This is a genomic window from Streptomyces sp. ALI-76-A, from assembly GCF_030287445.1.
Classification (GTDB): Bacteria; Actinomycetota; Actinomycetes; order Streptomycetales; family Streptomycetaceae; genus Streptomyces.
The window spans coordinates 5,898,739-5,915,437 of the sequence record NZ_JASVWB010000002.1 but is presented as its reverse complement, the minus strand read 5'-3'; the positions used below and the strand labels follow the sequence as shown (position 1 = coordinate 5,915,437).

Annotated in this window: 13 protein-coding genes and 1 pseudogene; 9 read left to right on the top strand and 5 right to left on the bottom strand. The window is 70.1% G+C overall.

The features are described from left to right. The first annotated feature begins 28 nt into the window (after positions 1 to 28). The 6 genes from QQS16_RS27570 to QQS16_RS27545 all read left to right on the top strand — a co-directional run bounded on the left by QQS16_RS27570 (position 29) and on the right by QQS16_RS27545 (position 8,534). Complete coding sequence (locus tag QQS16_RS27570) at positions 29 to 766, top strand: response regulator transcription factor (protein ID WP_286064717.1); 738 nt, start codon at positions 29 to 31, stop codon at positions 764 to 766. Further along, on the top strand, positions 763 to 1,869 hold the full coding sequence (locus QQS16_RS27565) for a HAMP domain-containing sensor histidine kinase (protein ID WP_286064716.1): 1,107 nt from the start codon (positions 763 to 765) through the stop codon (positions 1,867 to 1,869). Before QQS16_RS27570 ends, QQS16_RS27565 begins: the two co-directional genes overlap by 4 nt. Positions 1,870 to 2,150: 281 nt before the next feature. Continuing rightward, complete coding sequence (locus tag QQS16_RS27560) at positions 2,151 to 5,963, top strand: multifunctional oxoglutarate decarboxylase/oxoglutarate dehydrogenase thiamine pyrophosphate-binding subunit/dihydrolipoyllysine-residue succinyltransferase subunit (RefSeq protein ID WP_286064715.1); 3,813 nt, start codon at positions 2,151 to 2,153, stop codon at positions 5,961 to 5,963. Positions 5,964 to 6,108: 145 nt separating this feature from the next. Then, a complete protein-coding gene (locus tag QQS16_RS27555; RefSeq protein WP_073491365.1) occupies positions 6,109 to 6,288 on the top strand; it encodes a DUF6104 family protein in 180 nt (59 codons plus the stop codon). Between the two features lie 184 nt (positions 6,289 to 6,472). After that, positions 6,473 to 7,459 (top strand): DUF4097 family beta strand repeat-containing protein, encoded by a 987-nt coding sequence (locus tag QQS16_RS27550; RefSeq protein WP_286064714.1) that lies wholly within the window; start codon positions 6,473 to 6,475, stop codon positions 7,457 to 7,459. A gap of 1 nt (position 7,460) precedes the next feature. Then, on the top strand, positions 7,461 to 8,534 hold the full coding sequence (locus QQS16_RS27545; RefSeq protein ID WP_286064713.1) for a PadR family transcriptional regulator: 1,074 nt from the start codon (positions 7,461 to 7,463) through the stop codon (positions 8,532 to 8,534). Between the two features lie 156 nt (positions 8,535 to 8,690). Here the strand turns inward: QQS16_RS27545 and QQS16_RS27540 are convergent, their stop codons facing one another. The 4 genes from QQS16_RS27540 to QQS16_RS27525 all read right to left on the bottom strand — a co-directional run bounded on the left by QQS16_RS27540 (position 8,691) and on the right by QQS16_RS27525 (position 12,347). Further along, on the bottom strand, positions 8,691 to 9,254 hold the full coding sequence (locus QQS16_RS27540) for a Clp protease N-terminal domain-containing protein (protein WP_286064712.1): 564 nt from the start codon (positions 9,252 to 9,254) through the stop codon (positions 8,691 to 8,693). Further along, positions 9,254 to 9,463: a helix-turn-helix domain-containing protein gene (locus tag QQS16_RS27535; protein ID WP_164434823.1), complete on the bottom strand. Its 210-nt coding sequence runs from the start codon at positions 9,461 to 9,463 to the stop codon at positions 9,254 to 9,256. Before QQS16_RS27535 ends, QQS16_RS27540 begins: the two co-directional genes overlap by 1 nt. 116 nt (positions 9,464 to 9,579) lie before the next feature. Beyond that, positions 9,580 to 10,545 carry a zinc-binding dehydrogenase gene (locus tag QQS16_RS27530; RefSeq protein ID WP_286064711.1) on the bottom strand — a complete coding sequence of 322 codons (966 nt, stop codon included), beginning with the start codon at positions 10,543 to 10,545 and terminating at the stop codon, positions 9,580 to 9,582. A gap of 572 nt (positions 10,546 to 11,117) precedes the next feature. Continuing rightward, a complete protein-coding gene (locus QQS16_RS27525; protein WP_286064710.1) occupies positions 11,118 to 12,347 on the bottom strand; it encodes an NAD(P)-dependent malic enzyme in 1,230 nt (409 codons plus the stop codon). Between the two features lie 674 nt (positions 12,348 to 13,021). On the opposite strand from QQS16_RS27525, the gene QQS16_RS27520 reads away from it, so the two are divergent. Genes QQS16_RS27520 through QQS16_RS27510 form a run of 3 tightly spaced genes read left to right on the top strand, consistent with a single transcriptional unit; the run spans position 13,022 to position 15,721 of the window. Then, positions 13,022 to 13,984, top strand: coding sequence for an ABC transporter substrate-binding protein (locus QQS16_RS27520; protein WP_286064709.1), 963 nt, complete (start codon positions 13,022 to 13,024; stop codon positions 13,982 to 13,984). Positions 13,985 to 14,018: 34 nt separating this feature from the next. Continuing rightward, positions 14,019 to 14,963, top strand: a complete 945-nt coding sequence (locus tag QQS16_RS27515; RefSeq protein ID WP_286064708.1) for an amino acid ABC transporter permease — start codon at positions 14,019 to 14,021, stop codon at positions 14,961 to 14,963. After that, positions 14,960 to 15,721: an amino acid ABC transporter ATP-binding protein gene (locus tag QQS16_RS27510; protein WP_286064707.1), complete on the top strand. Its 762-nt coding sequence runs from the start codon at positions 14,960 to 14,962 to the stop codon at positions 15,719 to 15,721. Before QQS16_RS27515 ends, QQS16_RS27510 begins: the two co-directional genes overlap by 4 nt. Before the next feature lie 107 nt (positions 15,722 to 15,828). On the opposite strand, the pseudogene QQS16_RS27505 reads toward QQS16_RS27510, so the two are convergent. After that, a pseudogene (locus QQS16_RS27505) lies at positions 15,829 to 16,604 on the bottom strand (class I SAM-dependent methyltransferase). Positions 16,605 to 16,699 lie beyond the last annotated feature (95 nt).

The window sequence follows — 16,699 nt, the reverse complement described above, 5'->3', positions numbered from 1 at the left end:
CCGGAATTGCACACCTCAGGGGCGGGCGATGGAGCAGACACACACCTCCCACAACGGCACGGCGGCGACTCCGGGCGCGCAGCGCCGGGTCCTGGTCGTCGAGGACGACCCGACGATCGTGGACGCCATCGCGACCCGTCTGCGCGCCGAGGGATTCCTCGTGCAAACGGCGGTCGACGGTCCGTCCGCCGTGGACACGGCCGAGGCATGGCAGCCCGACCTGCTGATCCTCGACATCATGCTGCCGGGCTTCGACGGTCTGGAGGTCTGCCGGCGCGTCCAGGCGGCCCGGCCGGTTCCGGTGCTGATGCTGACCGCGCGCGACGACGAGACCGACATGCTGGTCGGGCTGGGCGTCGGCGCCGACGACTACATGACGAAGCCTTTCTCCATGCGGGAGCTGGCCGCACGGGTCCACGTGCTGCTGCGCCGCGTCGAGCGGGCCGCGCTGGCCGCCACGACGCCCCGCAGCGGCATCCTGCGGCTCGGCGAGCTGGAGATCGACCACGCGCAGCGCCGGGTACGGGTTCGCTCCGAGGACGTCCACCTGACGCCCACCGAGTTCGACCTCCTGGTCTGTCTGGCGAACACCCCGCGCGCGGTGCTCTCCCGGGAGCAGCTGCTGGCGGAGGTGTGGGACTGGGCGGACGCCTCCGGCACCCGCACGGTCGACAGCCACATCAAGGCGCTGCGCCGGAAGATCGGCGCCGAGCGGATCCGCACGGTGCACGGCGTCGGGTACGCCCTGGAGACGCCGACGCCATGAGCGACGGGCCGGCCGGTCGCAGAAGACCCAGGGAGCCCTGGGGGGGCGTGAGCCCGTACTCGATCAAGACCAAGCTGGGCGCGCTGGTGGTCACGTCGGTGCTGATCACCACCGGCCTGTCGATGATCGCGGTGCGCACGCAGACGGAGCTGCGCTTCATCACGGTCTTCTCGATGATCGCCACACTGCTCATTACGCAGTTCGTGGCGCATTCGCTCACCGCGCCGCTGGACGACATGAACGCGGTGGCCCGGTCCATCTCGCACGGCGACTACACCCGCCGGGTGCGGGAGAACCGCCGCGACGAGCTGGGCGACCTGGCCCAGACGATCAACCGCATGGCGGACGACCTGGAGGCCCAGGAGAGCCAGCGCAAGGAACTCGTGGCGAACGTCTCGCACGAGTTGCGCACCCCGATCGCGGGGCTGCGCGCGGTGCTGGAGAACATCGTCGACGGGGTCACCCAGGCCGACCCGGAGACCATGCGGACGGCCCTGAAGCAGACCGAGCGGCTCGGCCGGCTGGTCGAGACACTGCTGGACCTGTCCCGGCTGGACAACGGCGTCGTACCGCTGCGCAAGCGGCGTTTCGAGGTGTGGCCGTACCTGTCGGGCGTGCTGAAGGAGGCCAACATGGTCGCCTCCGCGCGCGCGGGCATCGCCTCGGGCTCCGGCAGCCACACCCGTACGGACGTCCATCTGCACCTCGACGTGTCCCCGCCGGAGCTGACCGCGCACGCGGACCCGGAGCGGATCCACCAGGTGGTGGCGAACCTCATCGACAACGCGGTCAAGCACAGCCCGCCGCACGGCCGGGTCACGGTCAAGGCGCGGCGCGGGACTCTGCCCGAGTCCCTCGAGCTGGAGGTTCTCGACGAGGGACCCGGCATTCCGCGGTCGGAGTGGCGGCGCGTCTTCGAGCGGTTCAACCGCGGCAGCGTCAACCGGCCGCACGGTCCCGGCAGCGACGGGGGCACGGGGCTCGGCCTGGCGATCGCCCGCTGGGCGGTGGATCTGCACGGCGGCCGGATCGGAGTGGCCGAATCCGAGCGGGGTTGCCGGATTCTTGTCACCCTTCCGGGACTTCCATCTTTGCCAAGTTGACGTAAAGTTCGAAGCGGAGCCACAAGATCCACGGGCGTCCGCCATGACGGACACGTGTGATCAGGCACAGGCCCGCGCGTTCGTCGCGCCGAGGCCGGGCCGCGCCGTCCCCGCTGAAGCAGAACCACGCTTGTTTCCCGCCATTTCCATCCCCGAAACACGCGCTTTCATGTGACTTACACGACGATGAACGGGCCCGGCCTGACCTTCCCGGTCGGGGAGGCGTAGCCTTTATTCCCGCTGTCCATCACCTTGTGAAGCGGAAGAGGGCGGTTGCCGCCGTGTCGCCACAGTCCCCCAGTAACTCGAGCATCTCGACCGACGACCAAGCCGGGAAGAACCCCGCCGCGGCGTTCGGTCCCAACGAGTGGCTCGTCGACGAGATCTATCAGCAGTACCTCCAGGACCCGAACTCCGTAGACCGAGCCTGGTGGGACTTCTTCGCCGATTACAAGCCGGGCGCGGCCGTCGCCTCGGCTCCGGCGGGTACTGCGGCCACGGGGGCCGCGGGAACCACCCCCACCCCGGCCCGGTCCACGCCTGCCGCCGCACCGGCCCAGGCGTCCGCGCCCGCACCGGCCAAGGCCGCGGCTCCGGCCGCCCCGGCACCCGCGGCGCAGCCCGCTGCCCCGGCTCCGGCGCCCGCCAAGGCCGCCGCGCCCGCTCCGGCCGCGAAGCCCGCCGCCGCGAAGCCCGCGGCCAAGGCCGAGCCCGCGGCGTCCGCGGACGGCCCCGAGCTGGTGACGCTGCGCGGTCCCGCCGCCGCGGTCGCGAAGAACATGAACGCCTCGCTGGAGCTGCCCACGGCCACGTCCGTGCGCGCGGTCCCGGTGAAGCTGCTCTTCGACAACCGCATCGTCATCAACAACCACCTCAAGCGCGCCCGGGGCGGGAAGATCTCCTTCACGCACCTGATCGGGTACGCGATGGTGCAGGCCATCAAGGCCATGCCGTCGATGAACTGGCACTACGCGGAGAAGGACGGCAAGCCGACCCTCGTCAAGCCCGCGCACGTCAACTTCGGCCTGGCGATCGACCTGGTGAAGCCGAACGGTGACCGCCAGCTCGTCGTCGCCGGCATCAAGAAGGCCGAGACGCTGAACTTCTTCGAGTTCTGGCAGGCCTACGAGGACATCGTCCGCCGCGCCCGCGACGGCAAGCTGACGATGGACGACTTCACCGGTGTCACGGTCTCCCTGACCAACCCCGGTGGTCTCGGCACCGTCCACTCGGTGCCGCGGCTGATGCCCGGCCAGTCGGTCATCATGGGCGTCGGTTCGATGGACTACCCGGCGGAGTTCCAGGGCACCAGCCAGGACACCCTGAACAAGCTCGGCATCTCGAAGGTCATGACGCTCACGTCGACCTACGACCACCGGGTGATCCAGGGCGCCGCCTCCGGCGAGTTCCTGCGCGTCGTCGCGAACTACCTCCTCGGCGAGCAGGGCTTCTACGACGACATCTTCGAGGCGCTGCGCATCCCCTACGAGCCGGTCCGCTGGCTCAAGGACATCGACGCCAGCCACGACGACGACGTCACCAAGGCCGCCCGGGTCTTCGAGCTGATCCACTCCTACCGGGTCCGCGGCCACGTCATGGCCGACACCGACCCGCTGGAGTACCGCCAGCGCAAGCACCCCGACCTGGACATCACCGAGCACGGCCTGACGCTGTGGGACCTGGAGCGCGAGTTCGCCGTCGGCGGCTTCGCGGGCAAGTCCCTGATGAAGCTGCGTGACATCCTCGGCGTGCTGCGCGACTCGTACTGCCGCACCACGGGCGTCGAGTTCATGCACATCCAGGACCCGAAGCAGCGCAAGTGGATCCAGGACCGCATCGAGCGCTCGCACACCAAGCCGGAGCGCGAGGAGCAGCTGCGCATCCTGCGCCGGCTGAACGCGGCGGAGGCCTTCGAGACCTTCCTGCAGACGAAGTACGTCGGCCAGAAGCGCTTCTCCCTGGAGGGCGGCGAGTCCGTCATCCCGCTGCTCGACGCGGTGCTGGACTCGGCCGCCGAGTCGCGCCTGGACGAGGTCGTCATCGGCATGGCCCACCGCGGCCGGCTGAACGTCCTGGCGAACATCGTCGGCAAGTCGTACGCCCAGATCTTCCGCGAGTTCGAGGGCAACCTCGACCCGAAGTCGATGCACGGCTCCGGCGACGTGAAGTACCACCTGGGCGCGGAGGGCACCTTCACGGGCCTGGACGGCGAGCAGATCAAGGTCACGCTCGTCGCCAACCCCTCGCACCTGGAGGCGGTCGACCCGATCCTGGAGGGCGTCTCGCGCGCCAAGCAGGACATCATCAACAAGGGCGGCACCGACTTCACGGTCCTGCCCGTGGCCCTGCACGGCGACGCGGCCTTCGCGGGCCAGGGCGTGGTGGCCGAGACCCTGAACATGTCGCAGCTGCGGGGTTACCGCACCGGCGGCACCGTCCACATCGTCATCAACAACCAGGTCGGCTTCACCGCGGCGCCCGAGTCCTCACGTTCCTCCATGTACGCGACGGACGTGGCCCGCATGATCGAGGCGCCGATCTTCCACGTGAACGGCGACGACCCGGAGGCCGTGGTCCGCGTCGCGCGGCTGGCCTTCGAGTTCCGCCAGGCGTTCAACAAGGACGTGGTGATCGACCTCATCTGCTACCGCCGCCGCGGTCACAACGAGTCGGACAACCCGGCCTTCACCCAGCCCCTGATGTACGACCTGATCGACAAGAAGCGCTCGGTGCGCAAGCTGTACACCGAGTCGCTGATCGGGCGCGGCGACATCACCCTGGAAGAGGCCGAGCAGGCCCTGCAGGACTACCAGGGCCAGCTGGAGAAGGTCTTCACGGAGGTCCGCGAGGCCACTTCGCAGCCCTCGGTGGTGGAGTCCTCCGACCCGCAGGCGGAGTTCCCGGTCGCCGTGAACACCGCGGTGACCACGGAGGTCGTCAAGCGGATCGCCGAGTCCCAGGTCAACATCCCCGACCACATCACCGCCCACCCGCGTCTGCTGCCGCAGCTCCAGCGCCGGGCGGCCATGGTCGAGGACGGCACGATCGACTGGGGCATGGGCGAGACCCTCGCCGTCGGCTCCCTCCTGCTGGAGGGCGTCCCGGTGCGCCTGGCGGGCCAGGACTCGCAGCGCGGCACGTTCGGCCAGCGCCACGCGGTGCTGATCGACCGGGCCACCGGCGAGGAGTTCACGCCGCTGATGTACCTCTCCGAGGACCAGGCGCGGTACAACGTCTACAACTCGCTCCTGTCCGAGTACGCGGCGATGGGCTTCGAGTACGGCTACTCGCTGGCCCGCCCCGACGCGCTCGTGATGTGGGAGGCGCAGTTCGGCGACTTCGTCAACGGCGCCCAGACGGTCGTGGACGAGTTCATCTCGTCGGCGGAGCAGAAGTGGGCCCAGACCTCCGGCGTCGTCCTGCTCCTGCCGCACGGCTACGAGGGCCAGGGCCCGGACCACTCGTCCGCCCGCCCGGAGCGCTTCCTCCAGATGTGCGCGCAGAACAACATGACGGTGGCCATGCCCACGCTGCCGTCGAACTACTTCCACCTCCTGCGGTGGCAGGTGCACAACCCGCACCACAAGCCGCTGGTCGTCTTCACTCCGAAGTCGATGCTGCGTCTGAAGGCCGCGGCCTCGAAGGCGGAGGAGTTCACCACCGGTCAGTTCCGCCCGGTCATCGGTGACACGTCGGTCGACCCGGCCGCCGTCAAGAAGGTCGTCTTCTGCGCCGGCAAGGTCTACTACGACCTCGAGGGCGAGCGTCAGAAGCGCGGTGTCACGGACACGGCGATCATCCGCATCGAGCGCCTGTACCCGCTCCCGGGTGCCGAGCTCCAGGCCGAGATCGCCAAGTACCCGAACGCCGAGAAGTACCTGTGGGCCCAGGAGGAGCCGGCCAACCAGGGTGCCTGGCCGTTCATCGCCCTCAACCTGATCGACCACCTGGACCTGGCGGTCGGCGCGGACGTACCCCACGGGGAGCGTCTGCGGCGGATCTCCCGCCCGCACGGCTCTTCCCCCGCCGTCGGTTCGGCGAAGCGCCACCAGGCCGAGCAGGAGCAGCTGGTGCGCGAGGTCTTCGAGGCCTGAGCCTCTGAACGGACCTGAGGTGGCCTGAGCACAGGGCCCGGCCCCGAGTCGTGGTGACTCGGGGCCGGGCCCTTTCGCGAGCGCGGGCCGCGCGGCTACGTAGGCTGGTTCCCAGCACCCCGTCCGGACGCAGGAGAGCGACCCCATGTACTTCACCGACCGAGGCATCGAGGAACTGGAGAAGCGGCGCGGCGCGGAGGAGGTCACCTTCGAGTGGCTCGCCGAGCAGCTGCGGACCTTCGTCGATCTGAACCCGGACTTCGAGGTGCCGGTGGAGCGGCTGGCGACCTGGCTGGCCCGGTTGGACGACGAGGACGACGAGTAGCGATCCTCGCTCGGCGGGATCTCGCTCGGGTGGGCGCCGGTGTGGCGCCCACCTTTTTCGTGGCCCGCGTGACCGGTCCGGCGCCGTTCCGGGGAGCCTATGAGTGTCTTGACTTTCCGTGTGCGCGATATATCGTGAACAACAGATGACGCGATATGGCGCGTCACGACGGGGAGGTCCGCACATGCCCGAGTGGTCCGTCACGGAGCCCACCAAGCTCACCTTCGACGATCCCGTCACGACCCTCCACGTACGCATCGTCAGTGGCACGGTGAACGTGGTGGGCACGGACGAACGTTCCGCACGCCTGGAGGTCTCCGACATCCAGGGCCCGCCCCTGGTGGTGACCCAGGACGACGGCACGCTCACGGTGGCGTACGACGACCTGCCCTGGAAGGGCTTCCTCAAGTGGCTCGACCGCAAGGGCTGGCGGCGCAGCGCCGTCGTCTCGCTGGCGGTGCCGGCCGACACCCGCGTGGAGGTCGGCGTGGTCGACGCGGCCGCCGTCGTCTCCGGCGTACGCGGATCGTCGGTGGTCAAGGGCGTCACCGGTGACACGACACTCGTCGGACTCTCCGGCCCGGTCCGCGCCGACACGGTCTCCGGGAACCTGGAGGCGCAGGCCGTCACCGGCGACCTCCGGTTCAACTCGGTCTCCGGGGACCTCACGGTCGTCGAGGGCTCCGGTCCCTCCGTGCGGGGCGACTCGGTCAGCGGCTCGATGATCGTCGACCTCGATCCGGACGGGCCCACGGACATCAGGCTGACCAGCGTCTCGGGCGAGATCGCCATCCGGCTGCCCCAGCCGGCCGACGCGGAGGTCGAGGCCAACACCGCCAGCGGCACGATCTCCAACGCCTTCGACGGCCTGCGGGTGCACGGCCAGTGGGGCGCCCACAAGATCACCGGCCGCCTCGGCGCGGGTACCGGCAAGCTGCGGGCGACCACCATCTCCGGCTCGATCGCCCTGCTGCGCCGCCCTCCCCGGGAGGACGAGCACGAACCGTGGGACGGCGGAGGCGGAGCGGGGGCACACCAGGGGGCCGGGCCCACGAGCGGAACCCCGGCGGACCAGCCGCGCGGCACCTCGGGGGACAATTCCGTTTCCGGCCCGGACACCGGCTCGACCGGCGCCCCGGCCGACGGCACGACCGACAAGAAGGTGCTCTGAGATGCCCCCCGTCTTCGCCCACGGCCGCCTCCGCCTCTACCTGCTGAAGCTGCTGGACGAGGCCCCGCGTCACGGCTACGAGGTGATCCGCCTCCTGGAAGAGCGCTTCCAGGGGCTGTACGCGCCCTCCGCGGGCACCGTCTACCCCCGCCTGGCCAAGCTGGAGACCGAGGGCCTGGTCACCCACACCACCGAGGGCGGCCGCAAGGTGTACGCCATCACGGATGCCGGCCGCGCCGAACTGGCCGACCGGAGCGGGGAACTGGCCGACCTGGAACTGGAGATCCGCGAGTCGGTCGCGGAACTCGCCGCCGAGATCCGGGCGGACGTGCGCGGAGCGGCGGGCGACCTGCGGCGCGAGATGCGGGCGGCCGCCTCCGAGGCCCGCAGCGGTGCCGGTGCCGCCGGCGCCGAGGCCGACGGCGTCGGCGGCGAACGCGGCGGCTCCCCCGGGGACTTCACCGACAACGAGGCGTGGCGCATCGCCAAGGAGGAGATGCGCCGCGTCAAGCAGGAGTGGAAGGAGCAGGCCCGGCGCGCCAAGGACGAGAGCCGCCGGGCCCGCGAGGAGGCCCAACGGGCCCGCCGCCAGGCCAAGGAGGCACAGGAGCGGGCTCACACGCAGGCCCAGGAGGAGGTCCAGCGCATCGCCCGGCGGGTCCAGGAACAGGTCCAGGACCACTTCACACGGGGCGACTGGCCGACGGGCCTGCGCGAGGGCCTGAGCGAACTCACCAAGGAGTTCGGCGAGTTCGGGAAGGACTACGGCAAGGAGTTCGGGAAGGACTTCGGTTTCGGCCGGGGCCACGGCACCGCAGAGAAAGCCGCGCCGACACCCGAGTACACGCAGACCCCGGAGGACTTCCCCGGCGAGTACGAGCCGTCGTGGGCCCACGAGGACTCCACCGGCGAGCCGGCCCGTGACCTGGACCGCCTGCTCGACCGCTTCCGGGACGACATCCGCGACGCCGCCCGGGACCACGGCGTCACGGCCGACCAGCTCCGCGACACCCGCCGCCACCTCTCGGCGGCGGCGGCCCACATCGGGGCACTCCTGCGCACCTCGAAGCCCTGACCGACAACGCCAGGTGCGGCGCGGGTTCCAGGCCACCGTCGCGGTACTGCGCGGCGGCCATGGAACCCAGCGCGTCCCGTACCGAGTTGAGCTGCCCGAGCGGCAGCTCAGCCGCACCACCCGAAGAGGCGCCCCCAGGGATCGGCCCCGGCCCCCTCAGCCCGCCTTGGCCTCGCCCTCCCCGTACAGCACCCGTGTCAGCGACTCGTACGTCACCCCGTGGTCGGCGAGGACCTCCGCGGGCACACCGGGGCGGGCGGCGAGGGCCAGCAGGATGTGTTCGTCGCCGATGTGACGGTCCTGGTGGGCCAGCGCGATCCGCAGGGCCTTCTCCAGCACCTCCTTGCCGCCCCGCCCGAAGGAACGGCGTCCGGACCACCACCCCTTGCCCTTCGTCTCACCGGACATCGCCCCCACGCCGTGCGCCTCCTCGACCCGGGCGACGATCTCCGAGACGTCGATGCCCAGTCCCGCCAGGGCATCGGTCTCCGCCTGGGACAGCCCGGCCCGCCGTCGCGCCTCGACCAGCGCCTCCCGGACCGCGTCCCCGCGCTCGGCGAGCCCCAGCGCGGACAGCGCGAAGGACCCACGACTGGCCTCGCGGTCCAGCAGAGCGAGCAGTATGTGCTCCGGCTCCACCGACGACGCTCCCGCCCGCTCGGCGTGCTCCCATGCCTCGCGCACCACGTCCCGGGCACTCTTGGTGAACCGCTCGAACATCAATGCCTCCCGTACTTCTTGTGCACGGCCTGCCTGCTCACACCGAGCTCCGCGGCGATCTCCTGCCACGACCAGCCCTGATGGCGCGCGCTGCGCACCTGCACCGCCTCCAGCTGCTCCAGCAGCCGGCGCAGCGCGGCGACGGCCCGCAGCCCGATCCGGGGATCGCGGTCACCCGCACGCTCGGCGAGATCCGTTGCTTCGGTCATGACGTCAACCTACGTTGACACCTCGCACATGTCAACCACAGTTGACACACGGACGGCCGGCCCGAACCCGGACCGGCCGCGCACAAGAGACCCAAGAGGGAGGAAAGCCCGGATGTCTAGCCGCCCGTGAGGACGATCTTGCCGAACTGCTCCCCGGCCGCCAGCCGTTCGAAGCCCTCCCGGGCCCGGTCCAGCGGCAGCACCTCGTCGATGACGGGCCGTACGCCGGTGGCGGCACAGAAGGAGAGCAGGTCCTCCAGTTCGTCCTTGGTGCCCATCGTCGACCCCACCACCCTGAGCTCCAGGAAGAAGATCCGGGTCAGCTCGGCGTGCGAGGGCCGGTCGCCGCTCGTGGCCCCGGAGATGACGAGCGTGCCGCCCGGCTTCAGGGACTTGACCGAGTGCGACCAGGTGGCGGCGCCGACGGTCTCCATGACGGCGTCCACGCGCTGCGGCAGCCGCGCACCCGACTCCAGTGCCTCCACGGCGCCCAGCTCCACGGCCCGCTTCCGCTTGGCCTCGTCCCGGCTGGTGGCGAAGACCCGCAGGCCCGCGGCCTTGCCGAGCACGATGGCGGCCGTGGCGACCCCGCCGCCCGCGCCCTGCACGAGTACGGAGTCACCGGGGCGCACGCCCGCGTTGGTGAAGAGCATCCGGTACGCCGTCAGCCAGGCCGTCGGCAGACAGGCGGCCTCCTCGAACGACAGCTCCCTGGGCTTGGGCAGGACGTTCCAGGTCGGTACGGCGACCTGCTCGGCGAACGTCCCATGGTAACGCTCGGTGAGGATGGAACGGGGCTCCTTCGGGCCGACCCCGTGCCCGGTCTGTCCGATGACGGAGTGCAGGACGATCTCGTTGCCGTCCTCGTCGACACCGGCGGCGTCACAGCCCAGGATCATCGGCAGCCTGTCCTCGGACAGGCCCACGCCCCGCAGTGACCAGAGGTCGTGGTGGTTGAGGGAGGCGGCCTTGACGTTCACGGTGCTCCAGCCGGGCCGGGCCTCGGGAGCGGGACGCTCTCCCAGTTCGAGGCCGGTGAGGGGCTGGTCGCGGTCGATTCGGGCGGCGTAGGCAGCGAACATGACCTTGACGATAGGGTCCGCCGACGGCCCACGGAACCAGGCGGCGCTGTGACACACGCCCTCTTGTCAGGCCCCGGAACCCCACCCTCTCCCCCAGTGCGAGCCCCCTGTGGGCTGCCGCCCCCAGCCCCCGCTGTCGGCCCCGAAGGGGCCTCGTCCTCAAACGCCGGACGGGCTGAACTCCCCTGGACCGGCACCGAGACGCGCCCCCCGCAAACCCTGGACGGGCCGCAAGGGGCCCTGAACCAGCACCACCAGGGGGCCGCACCCGCGTACGGCGGGAAGGGGACGGGTCGGGGGTGTCCGCCCGCAGCGGTTGTCGCGTCAACGCAGGGCACCTCGGCGAACACCCCATTCCGCGACGTTCCGAGGACGGACACCCCCGACCCGTCCCCGACCCCCCACCCGACCGAACGCGCTACGCGCATCCCCACCCACCCCCACAGGCCGCCGCAGGCATCACACCCCCCGCGCCCCGCGCCCCACACCCCCACACCCCCGCACCCCCGCACCCCCGCACCCCCAACAGAAAATGGCCCCGTCACCCGGACGGGGCCACCCTCACGACAACCTCACCGCCGAGCCACACCCTCGGCCCGCGCCGCCGCGGCCACCGCCGCCGTCACCGCCGGAGCCACCCGCTCGTCGAACGGCGAGGGAATCACGTAGTCCGCGGCGAGATCGTCCCCGACCACCGCCGCCAGCGCCTCCGCCGCCGCGATCTTCATCCCCTCCGTGATCCGGGAGGCCCGCACCTGCAACGCCCCCGCGAAGATCCCCGGAAACGCCAGCACGTTGTTGATCTGGTTAGGGAAGTCCGAGCGCCCGGTGGCCACGACCGCCGCGTACTTGTGGGCGACATCGGGATGCACCTCGGGGTTCGGGTTGGCCATCGCGAACACGAAGGCCCCCTCGGCCATCGAGGCCACCGCCGGCTCCGGCACCGTCCCGCCGGACACCCCGACGAAGACGTCGGCGCCCTCCAGCGCCGCCTCCAGCGACCCGCTGAGACCGGCCTTGTTCGTGAAGGAAGCCAGCTCCCGCTTCACGGACGTCAGATCGTCCCGGTCACCGGACACGATGCCCTTGCGGTCGGCGACCGCAACGTCCCCGATCCCCGCCTCGACCAGCATCTTCGCGATGGCGACCCCGGCCGCGCCCGCACCCGAGATCACCACCCGCAGATCCCCGATCCCCCGCCCGGTCAGCCGCGCGGCGTTCCGCAGCGCCGCCAGCGTCACGACCGCCGTACCGTGCTGGTCGTCGTGGAAGATCGGAATGTCCAGCCGCTCCTGGAGCCTGCGCTCGATCTCGAAACACCGCGGCGCCGAGATGTCCTCCAGGTTCACGCCACCGAAGGAGGGCGCGAGCCGCACCACGGTCTCGACGATCTCGTCGACGTCCGTGCAGGCCAGGGCGATCGGAACGGCGTCCACGCCACCGAACTGCTTGAACAGGATCGCCTTCCCCTCCATCACCGGGAGGGAGGCCTCGGGCCCGATGTCGCCGAGCCCGAGCACGGCCGTGCCGTCGGTCACGACGGCGACCACGGACGACTTCCATGTGTACTCGTGGACCAGTTCCGGCTGCTCGGCGATGGCGCTGCACACCTTCGCGACGCCGGGCGTGTAGGCCAGGGACAGGTCGTCCTTGTCACGGATGGGCACGGTGGCCTGCACGGCCATCTTGCCGCCACGGTGCAGCGCGAACGCCGGATCGAAGGAATCGAGGGGCTCGGCCCCGCCCTCCTGCTCCGTACTGCTGCTGCTGTCGCTGCGAGGATTGACGATCTCCGCTGCCACTTTGTTCTACCCCTTAGGTCTTCATGGTTGAGGGTGGCCACTCCTGGTTGAGAAGTGGGCGGGCACCGCGCACGGCCCTGAGTGTGCTGCTGGGATGCTGCTGTGGTGCTGCGTACGGGGGTACGTACGGGCACATACGCGACGGGCGCGCCGCACACGCGCCCTGAGCCCCGGATGAGGGGTGTAAAGAACCTTCTTACCCGACGGACGGCACCGACGACGAGTCCAATAGCGCAAGGTCACACACCGGAGCCGGAAGCGGCCTCGCGCCCGTGAGATGGATCATGACGGAATCTAGCCGCCAGCCCTTGAGACCCTCTTGACGACCGCTCGCAGACCGCTCTACCGGCCGTGACCAGCCCCGCGCCCGGGTCCGTATCCCGAGATGCACCGGAGATCTTCCGGCCGGAAGGACGGATTCCCGCAGATGGTGCGGTCGGGATGTACCGACCTGGTGGGGTTCGGGGGTCACCCGTTATCCGATTTTGACATGGAGGGCCCCCTGCGTGCCTTCGTCCGAATGGCAAGATGCGGTCATCACACAAGGTCGCGACACTCGAAGGCGTGTGCTCTCGTCGACCCAGGACCACTCCAGGGTCCAAGGCACCTGCCGAACCCCTCGGCGGGCTGCCCGCCCCATCGGCAACTCCACCCATCCGCCGGAGGAACCCACCATGACCGCAAGCTCCACCCGTCGTACGACCGCCGCGCACTCCCGGCTAGCAGCGGTCGGTGCGATCGCGGTCGCAGGCACCCTGCTGCTCACCGGCTGCGGTGACCAGACGAAGGACAGTGGCTCGGACAGCACCGACACCGCCTCGGCGAGCGCGGCCCCCCTGGCCGACAAGCTGCCGAAGGAGATCCGTGACGCGGGGGTCGTCAAGGTCGGTTCCGACATCGCCTACGCCCCGGTCGAGTTCAAGGACAGCTCCGGCAAGACGGTCGGCATCGACCCGGACATCGCCGCCGCCATGGGCAAGCAGCTCGGTGTGACGTTCGAGTTCGAGAACGGCACCTTCGACACCCTGCTCACGGGTCTGCGCTCCGACCGGTACGACATCGCCATGTCCGCGATGACCGACTCCAAGGAGCGCCAGGAGGGCATCGACGCCGACACCGGCAAGAAGGTCGGCGAGGGCGTCGACTTCGTGGACTACTTCACGGCCGGCGTCTCGATCTACACCAAGAAGGGCGACGACCAGGGCATCAAGGGCTGGTCCGACCTGTGCGGCAAGAAGATCGTGCTCCAGCGCGGCACGGTCTCCGAGGACCTCGCCAAGGCCGAGTCGAAGAAGTGCACCGGCGGCAGAACGATCTCCATCGAGGCCTTCGACAACGACCAGCAGGCCCAGACCCGCCTGCGCGCGGGCGGCGCCGACGCCGGTTCCTCCGACTTCCCGGTCGCCGCGTACGCCGTGAAGACCTCCGGTGGCGGCAAGGACTTCCAGCTGGTCGGCGAGCAGGTCGAGGCCGCCCCGTACGGCATCGCGGTCGCCAAGGACGACACCCAGCTGCGGGACGCCCTGAAGGCCGCCCTTGACGCGATCATCGCCAACGGCGAGTACAACAAGATCATCGAGAAGTGGGGCGTCGGGGACGGCGCCGTGAAGGAAGCCACCATCAACGGCGGCAAGTGACCGCGCGGCCTGCGGCCACTGAAAGGCAATACCCGTGACTGCTGACATCGACAAGACGGACGGGCCGGCGGACACCCCGCCGGCCGGCCCGGAGGCCATCAAGGCCATCCCGGTCCGTCACTACGGGCGGTACGTCTCCGCCGTCGTCGCCCTCGCCCTGCTGGGCGGGGTGATCTACGCGTTCTCCCAGGGCAGGATCAACTGGGGGGCGATCCCGGACTACTTCTTCAACGACCGCATCCTCAGCGGCGTCGGCAAGACGCTGCTGCTCACGGTGCTGTGCATGCTGATCGGCGTCGTCGGCGGCATCCTGCTGGCGGTGATGCGCCTGTCGAAGAACCCGGTCACCTCGTCCATCGCGTGGTTCTACATCTGGTTCTTCCGCGGCACCCCGGTCCTGGTGCAGCTCATCGTCTGGTTCAACCTGGGCCTGGTCTTCGAGTACATCAACCTCGGGCCGGTCTACAAGGACGAGTGGTCGCAGTTCATGACCCCGTTCCTGACCGCGCTGCTCGGCCTCGGCCTCAACGAGGCCGCGTACATGGCGGAGATCTGCCGGGCCGGTCTGCTCTCGGTCGACGAGGGCCAGACCGAGGCGTCGCACGCGCTGGGCATGAGCCACGGCAAGACGCTGCGCCGGATCGTCGTCCCGCAGGCGATGCGCGTGATCGTGCCGCCCACGGGCAACGAGGTCATCAACATGCTGAAGACGACCTCGCTGGTGTCCGTGGTCCAGTACTCGGAACTGCTCCGCGTCGCCCAGGACATCGGCCAGACCTCCGGCGCCCCGGCCGAGATGCTGTTCCTCGCCGCGGCCTGGTACCTGGTGCTGACCTCGCTCTTCAGCGTCGGCCAGTACTACCTGGAGCGGTACTACGCCCGCGGCTCCAGCCGCAGCCTGCCGGCCACGCCGTTCCAGAAGATCAGGGCGAACCTGCTGTCCCTGTCGAACCGTAAGTCGGCGGGAGGTACCGCATGACCGCCATGGTGAAGGCCGAGGGCGTCCACAAGTCGTTCGGCCTGGTCGAGGTCCTCAAGGGGATCGACCTGGAGGTGAAGTCCGGCGAGGTGTTCTGCCTCATCGGCCCCTCCGGCTCCGGCAAGTCCACGTTCCTCAGGTGCATCAACCACCTGGAGAAGATCAACGCCGGCCGGCTGTACGTCGACGGCGAGCTGGTCGGCTACCGCCAGAAGGGCGACAAGCTGTACGAGCTGAAGGACAGCGAGGTCGCGGTCAAGCGCCGGGACATCGGCATGGTCTTCCAGCGCTTCAACCTGTTCCCGCACATGACGGCCACGGAGAACGTCATGGAGGCCCCGGTCCAGGTCAGGGGCGTGAGCCGGACGCAGGCCAGGGAGCGCGCGCACCAGCTGCTGGAGCGGGTCGGGCTGGCCGACAAGGCGGGCAGCTACCCCTCGCAGCTCTCCGGCGGCCAGCAGCAGCGTGTGGCGATCGCCCGCGCCCTGGCGATGGACCCGAAGCTGATGCTCTTCGACGAGCCGACCTCGGCGCTGGACCCGGAGCTGGTCGGTGACGTCCTCGACGTCATGCGCGACCTCGCCGAGTCCGGCATGACGATGATCGTCGTCACCCACGAGATGGGCTTCGCCCGCGAGGTCGGCGACAGCCTGGTCTTCATGGACGGCGGCGTGGTGGTCGAGTCCGGCGACCCGAGGGACGTCCTGACGAACCCCCAGCACGAGCGCACCCAGGCGTTCCTGTCGAAGGTGTTGTAGCCGAAGGGGACAGGCGACAGGCGAAGGCAGACGCCCACGGCCAATCGCCGAAGGGGCGGTACGGGAGTACGGAACTCCCCTACCGCCCCTTCTCGCGTGCTCCGGCGCTACTTCAGTGCCAGCAGCAGCGTGTCCGACGGGGAGCACCACACCGGGCGGGCTTCGGTGAAGCCCTGCTCGCGCAGGACGCGCGCGTGCCACGCCGCGGACGGCATGTCGCCGTCCGCGTGCTCGCCGTAGATCTCGAAGCGCCGGGCCGTGGGCTCGGCGAGGACGGGGTCCTGGCCCGCCAGCTGCCACCACCGCGTCCAGTCGAGGGCGCCGTCCCGTCCGGCCTGTTCCATGCGGGCGTGCCGCTGCGCGCGCTCGGCCGCGTTGATCCGGGGCGTGGACTCGTCGATCATGTGGTCCGCGTTCATGAGGACACCGCCGTCGCGGACGAGGTCCGCGAGCTGACCGTAGAGGGCCATGAGGGGTTCGCTGTGCAGCCAGTGCAGGGCCGTGGCGGTCAGGACGGCGTCGTAGGAGTCGTGCGGCAGCCTCGCCGGCCAGTCGGGGTCCTTGAGGTCGGCGGTGACGAAGGTGACCCGTTCGTCGTCCGCGAAGGTGCCCTCCGCGATGGCGAGGAGCGCCGGGTCGAGGTCGACGCCGGTACTGGTGGCGTGCGGGAACCGGGCGAACAGCCGGGCGGTGATGCTTCCCGTGCCGCACGCCAGGTCCAGGACGCGGGGCGAGGTGCCGACGAGGGCCTCGACCATGTCGAGCATGATCCGGAACCGCTCCTCCCGTCCGGCATGTACCACTCCTGCTGCCGGTCCCAGCTCCGCTGCCACGCCTGCCAGTCGGCCCCGGCCGTCCTGGTGTCCGCGTTCGTGTCCGTCATCGAGCCCCTCCGTCGCACGAGGTCACGTCCCCTAGGTCCCGTAATACCCTGGATGCACGACCGGCTGTTACCCCGACCGCACCACGACCATAGAA

Bases quoted from the DNA above. Each gene is read 5' to 3' on its own strand.
- QQS16_RS27570 (WP_286064717.1), top strand. From the start codon at position 29: ATGGAGCAGACACACACCTCCCACAACGGCACGGCGGCGACTCCGGGC.
- QQS16_RS27565 (WP_286064716.1), top strand. From the start codon at position 763: ATGAGCGACGGGCCGGCCGGTCGCAGAAGACCCAGGGAGCCCTGGGGG.
- QQS16_RS27555 (WP_073491365.1), top strand. From the start codon at position 6,109: ATGTACTTCACCGACCGAGGCATCGAGGAACTGGAGAAGCGGCGCGGC.
- QQS16_RS27550 (WP_286064714.1), top strand. From the start codon at position 6,473: ATGCCCGAGTGGTCCGTCACGGAGCCCACCAAGCTCACCTTCGACGAT.
- QQS16_RS27545 (WP_286064713.1), top strand. From the start codon at position 7,461: ATGCCCCCCGTCTTCGCCCACGGCCGCCTCCGCCTCTACCTGCTGAAG.
- QQS16_RS27540 (WP_286064712.1), bottom strand. From the start codon at position 9,254: ATGTTCGAGCGGTTCACCAAGAGTGCCCGGGACGTGGTGCGCGAGGCA.
- QQS16_RS27535 (WP_164434823.1), bottom strand. From the start codon at position 9,463: ATGACCGAAGCAACGGATCTCGCCGAGCGTGCGGGTGACCGCGATCCC.
- QQS16_RS27530 (WP_286064711.1), bottom strand. From the start codon at position 10,545: ATGTTCGCTGCCTACGCCGCCCGAATCGACCGCGACCAGCCCCTCACC.
- QQS16_RS27520 (WP_286064709.1), top strand. From the start codon at position 13,022: ATGACCGCAAGCTCCACCCGTCGTACGACCGCCGCGCACTCCCGGCTA.
- QQS16_RS27510 (WP_286064707.1), top strand. From the start codon at position 14,960: ATGACCGCCATGGTGAAGGCCGAGGGCGTCCACAAGTCGTTCGGCCTG.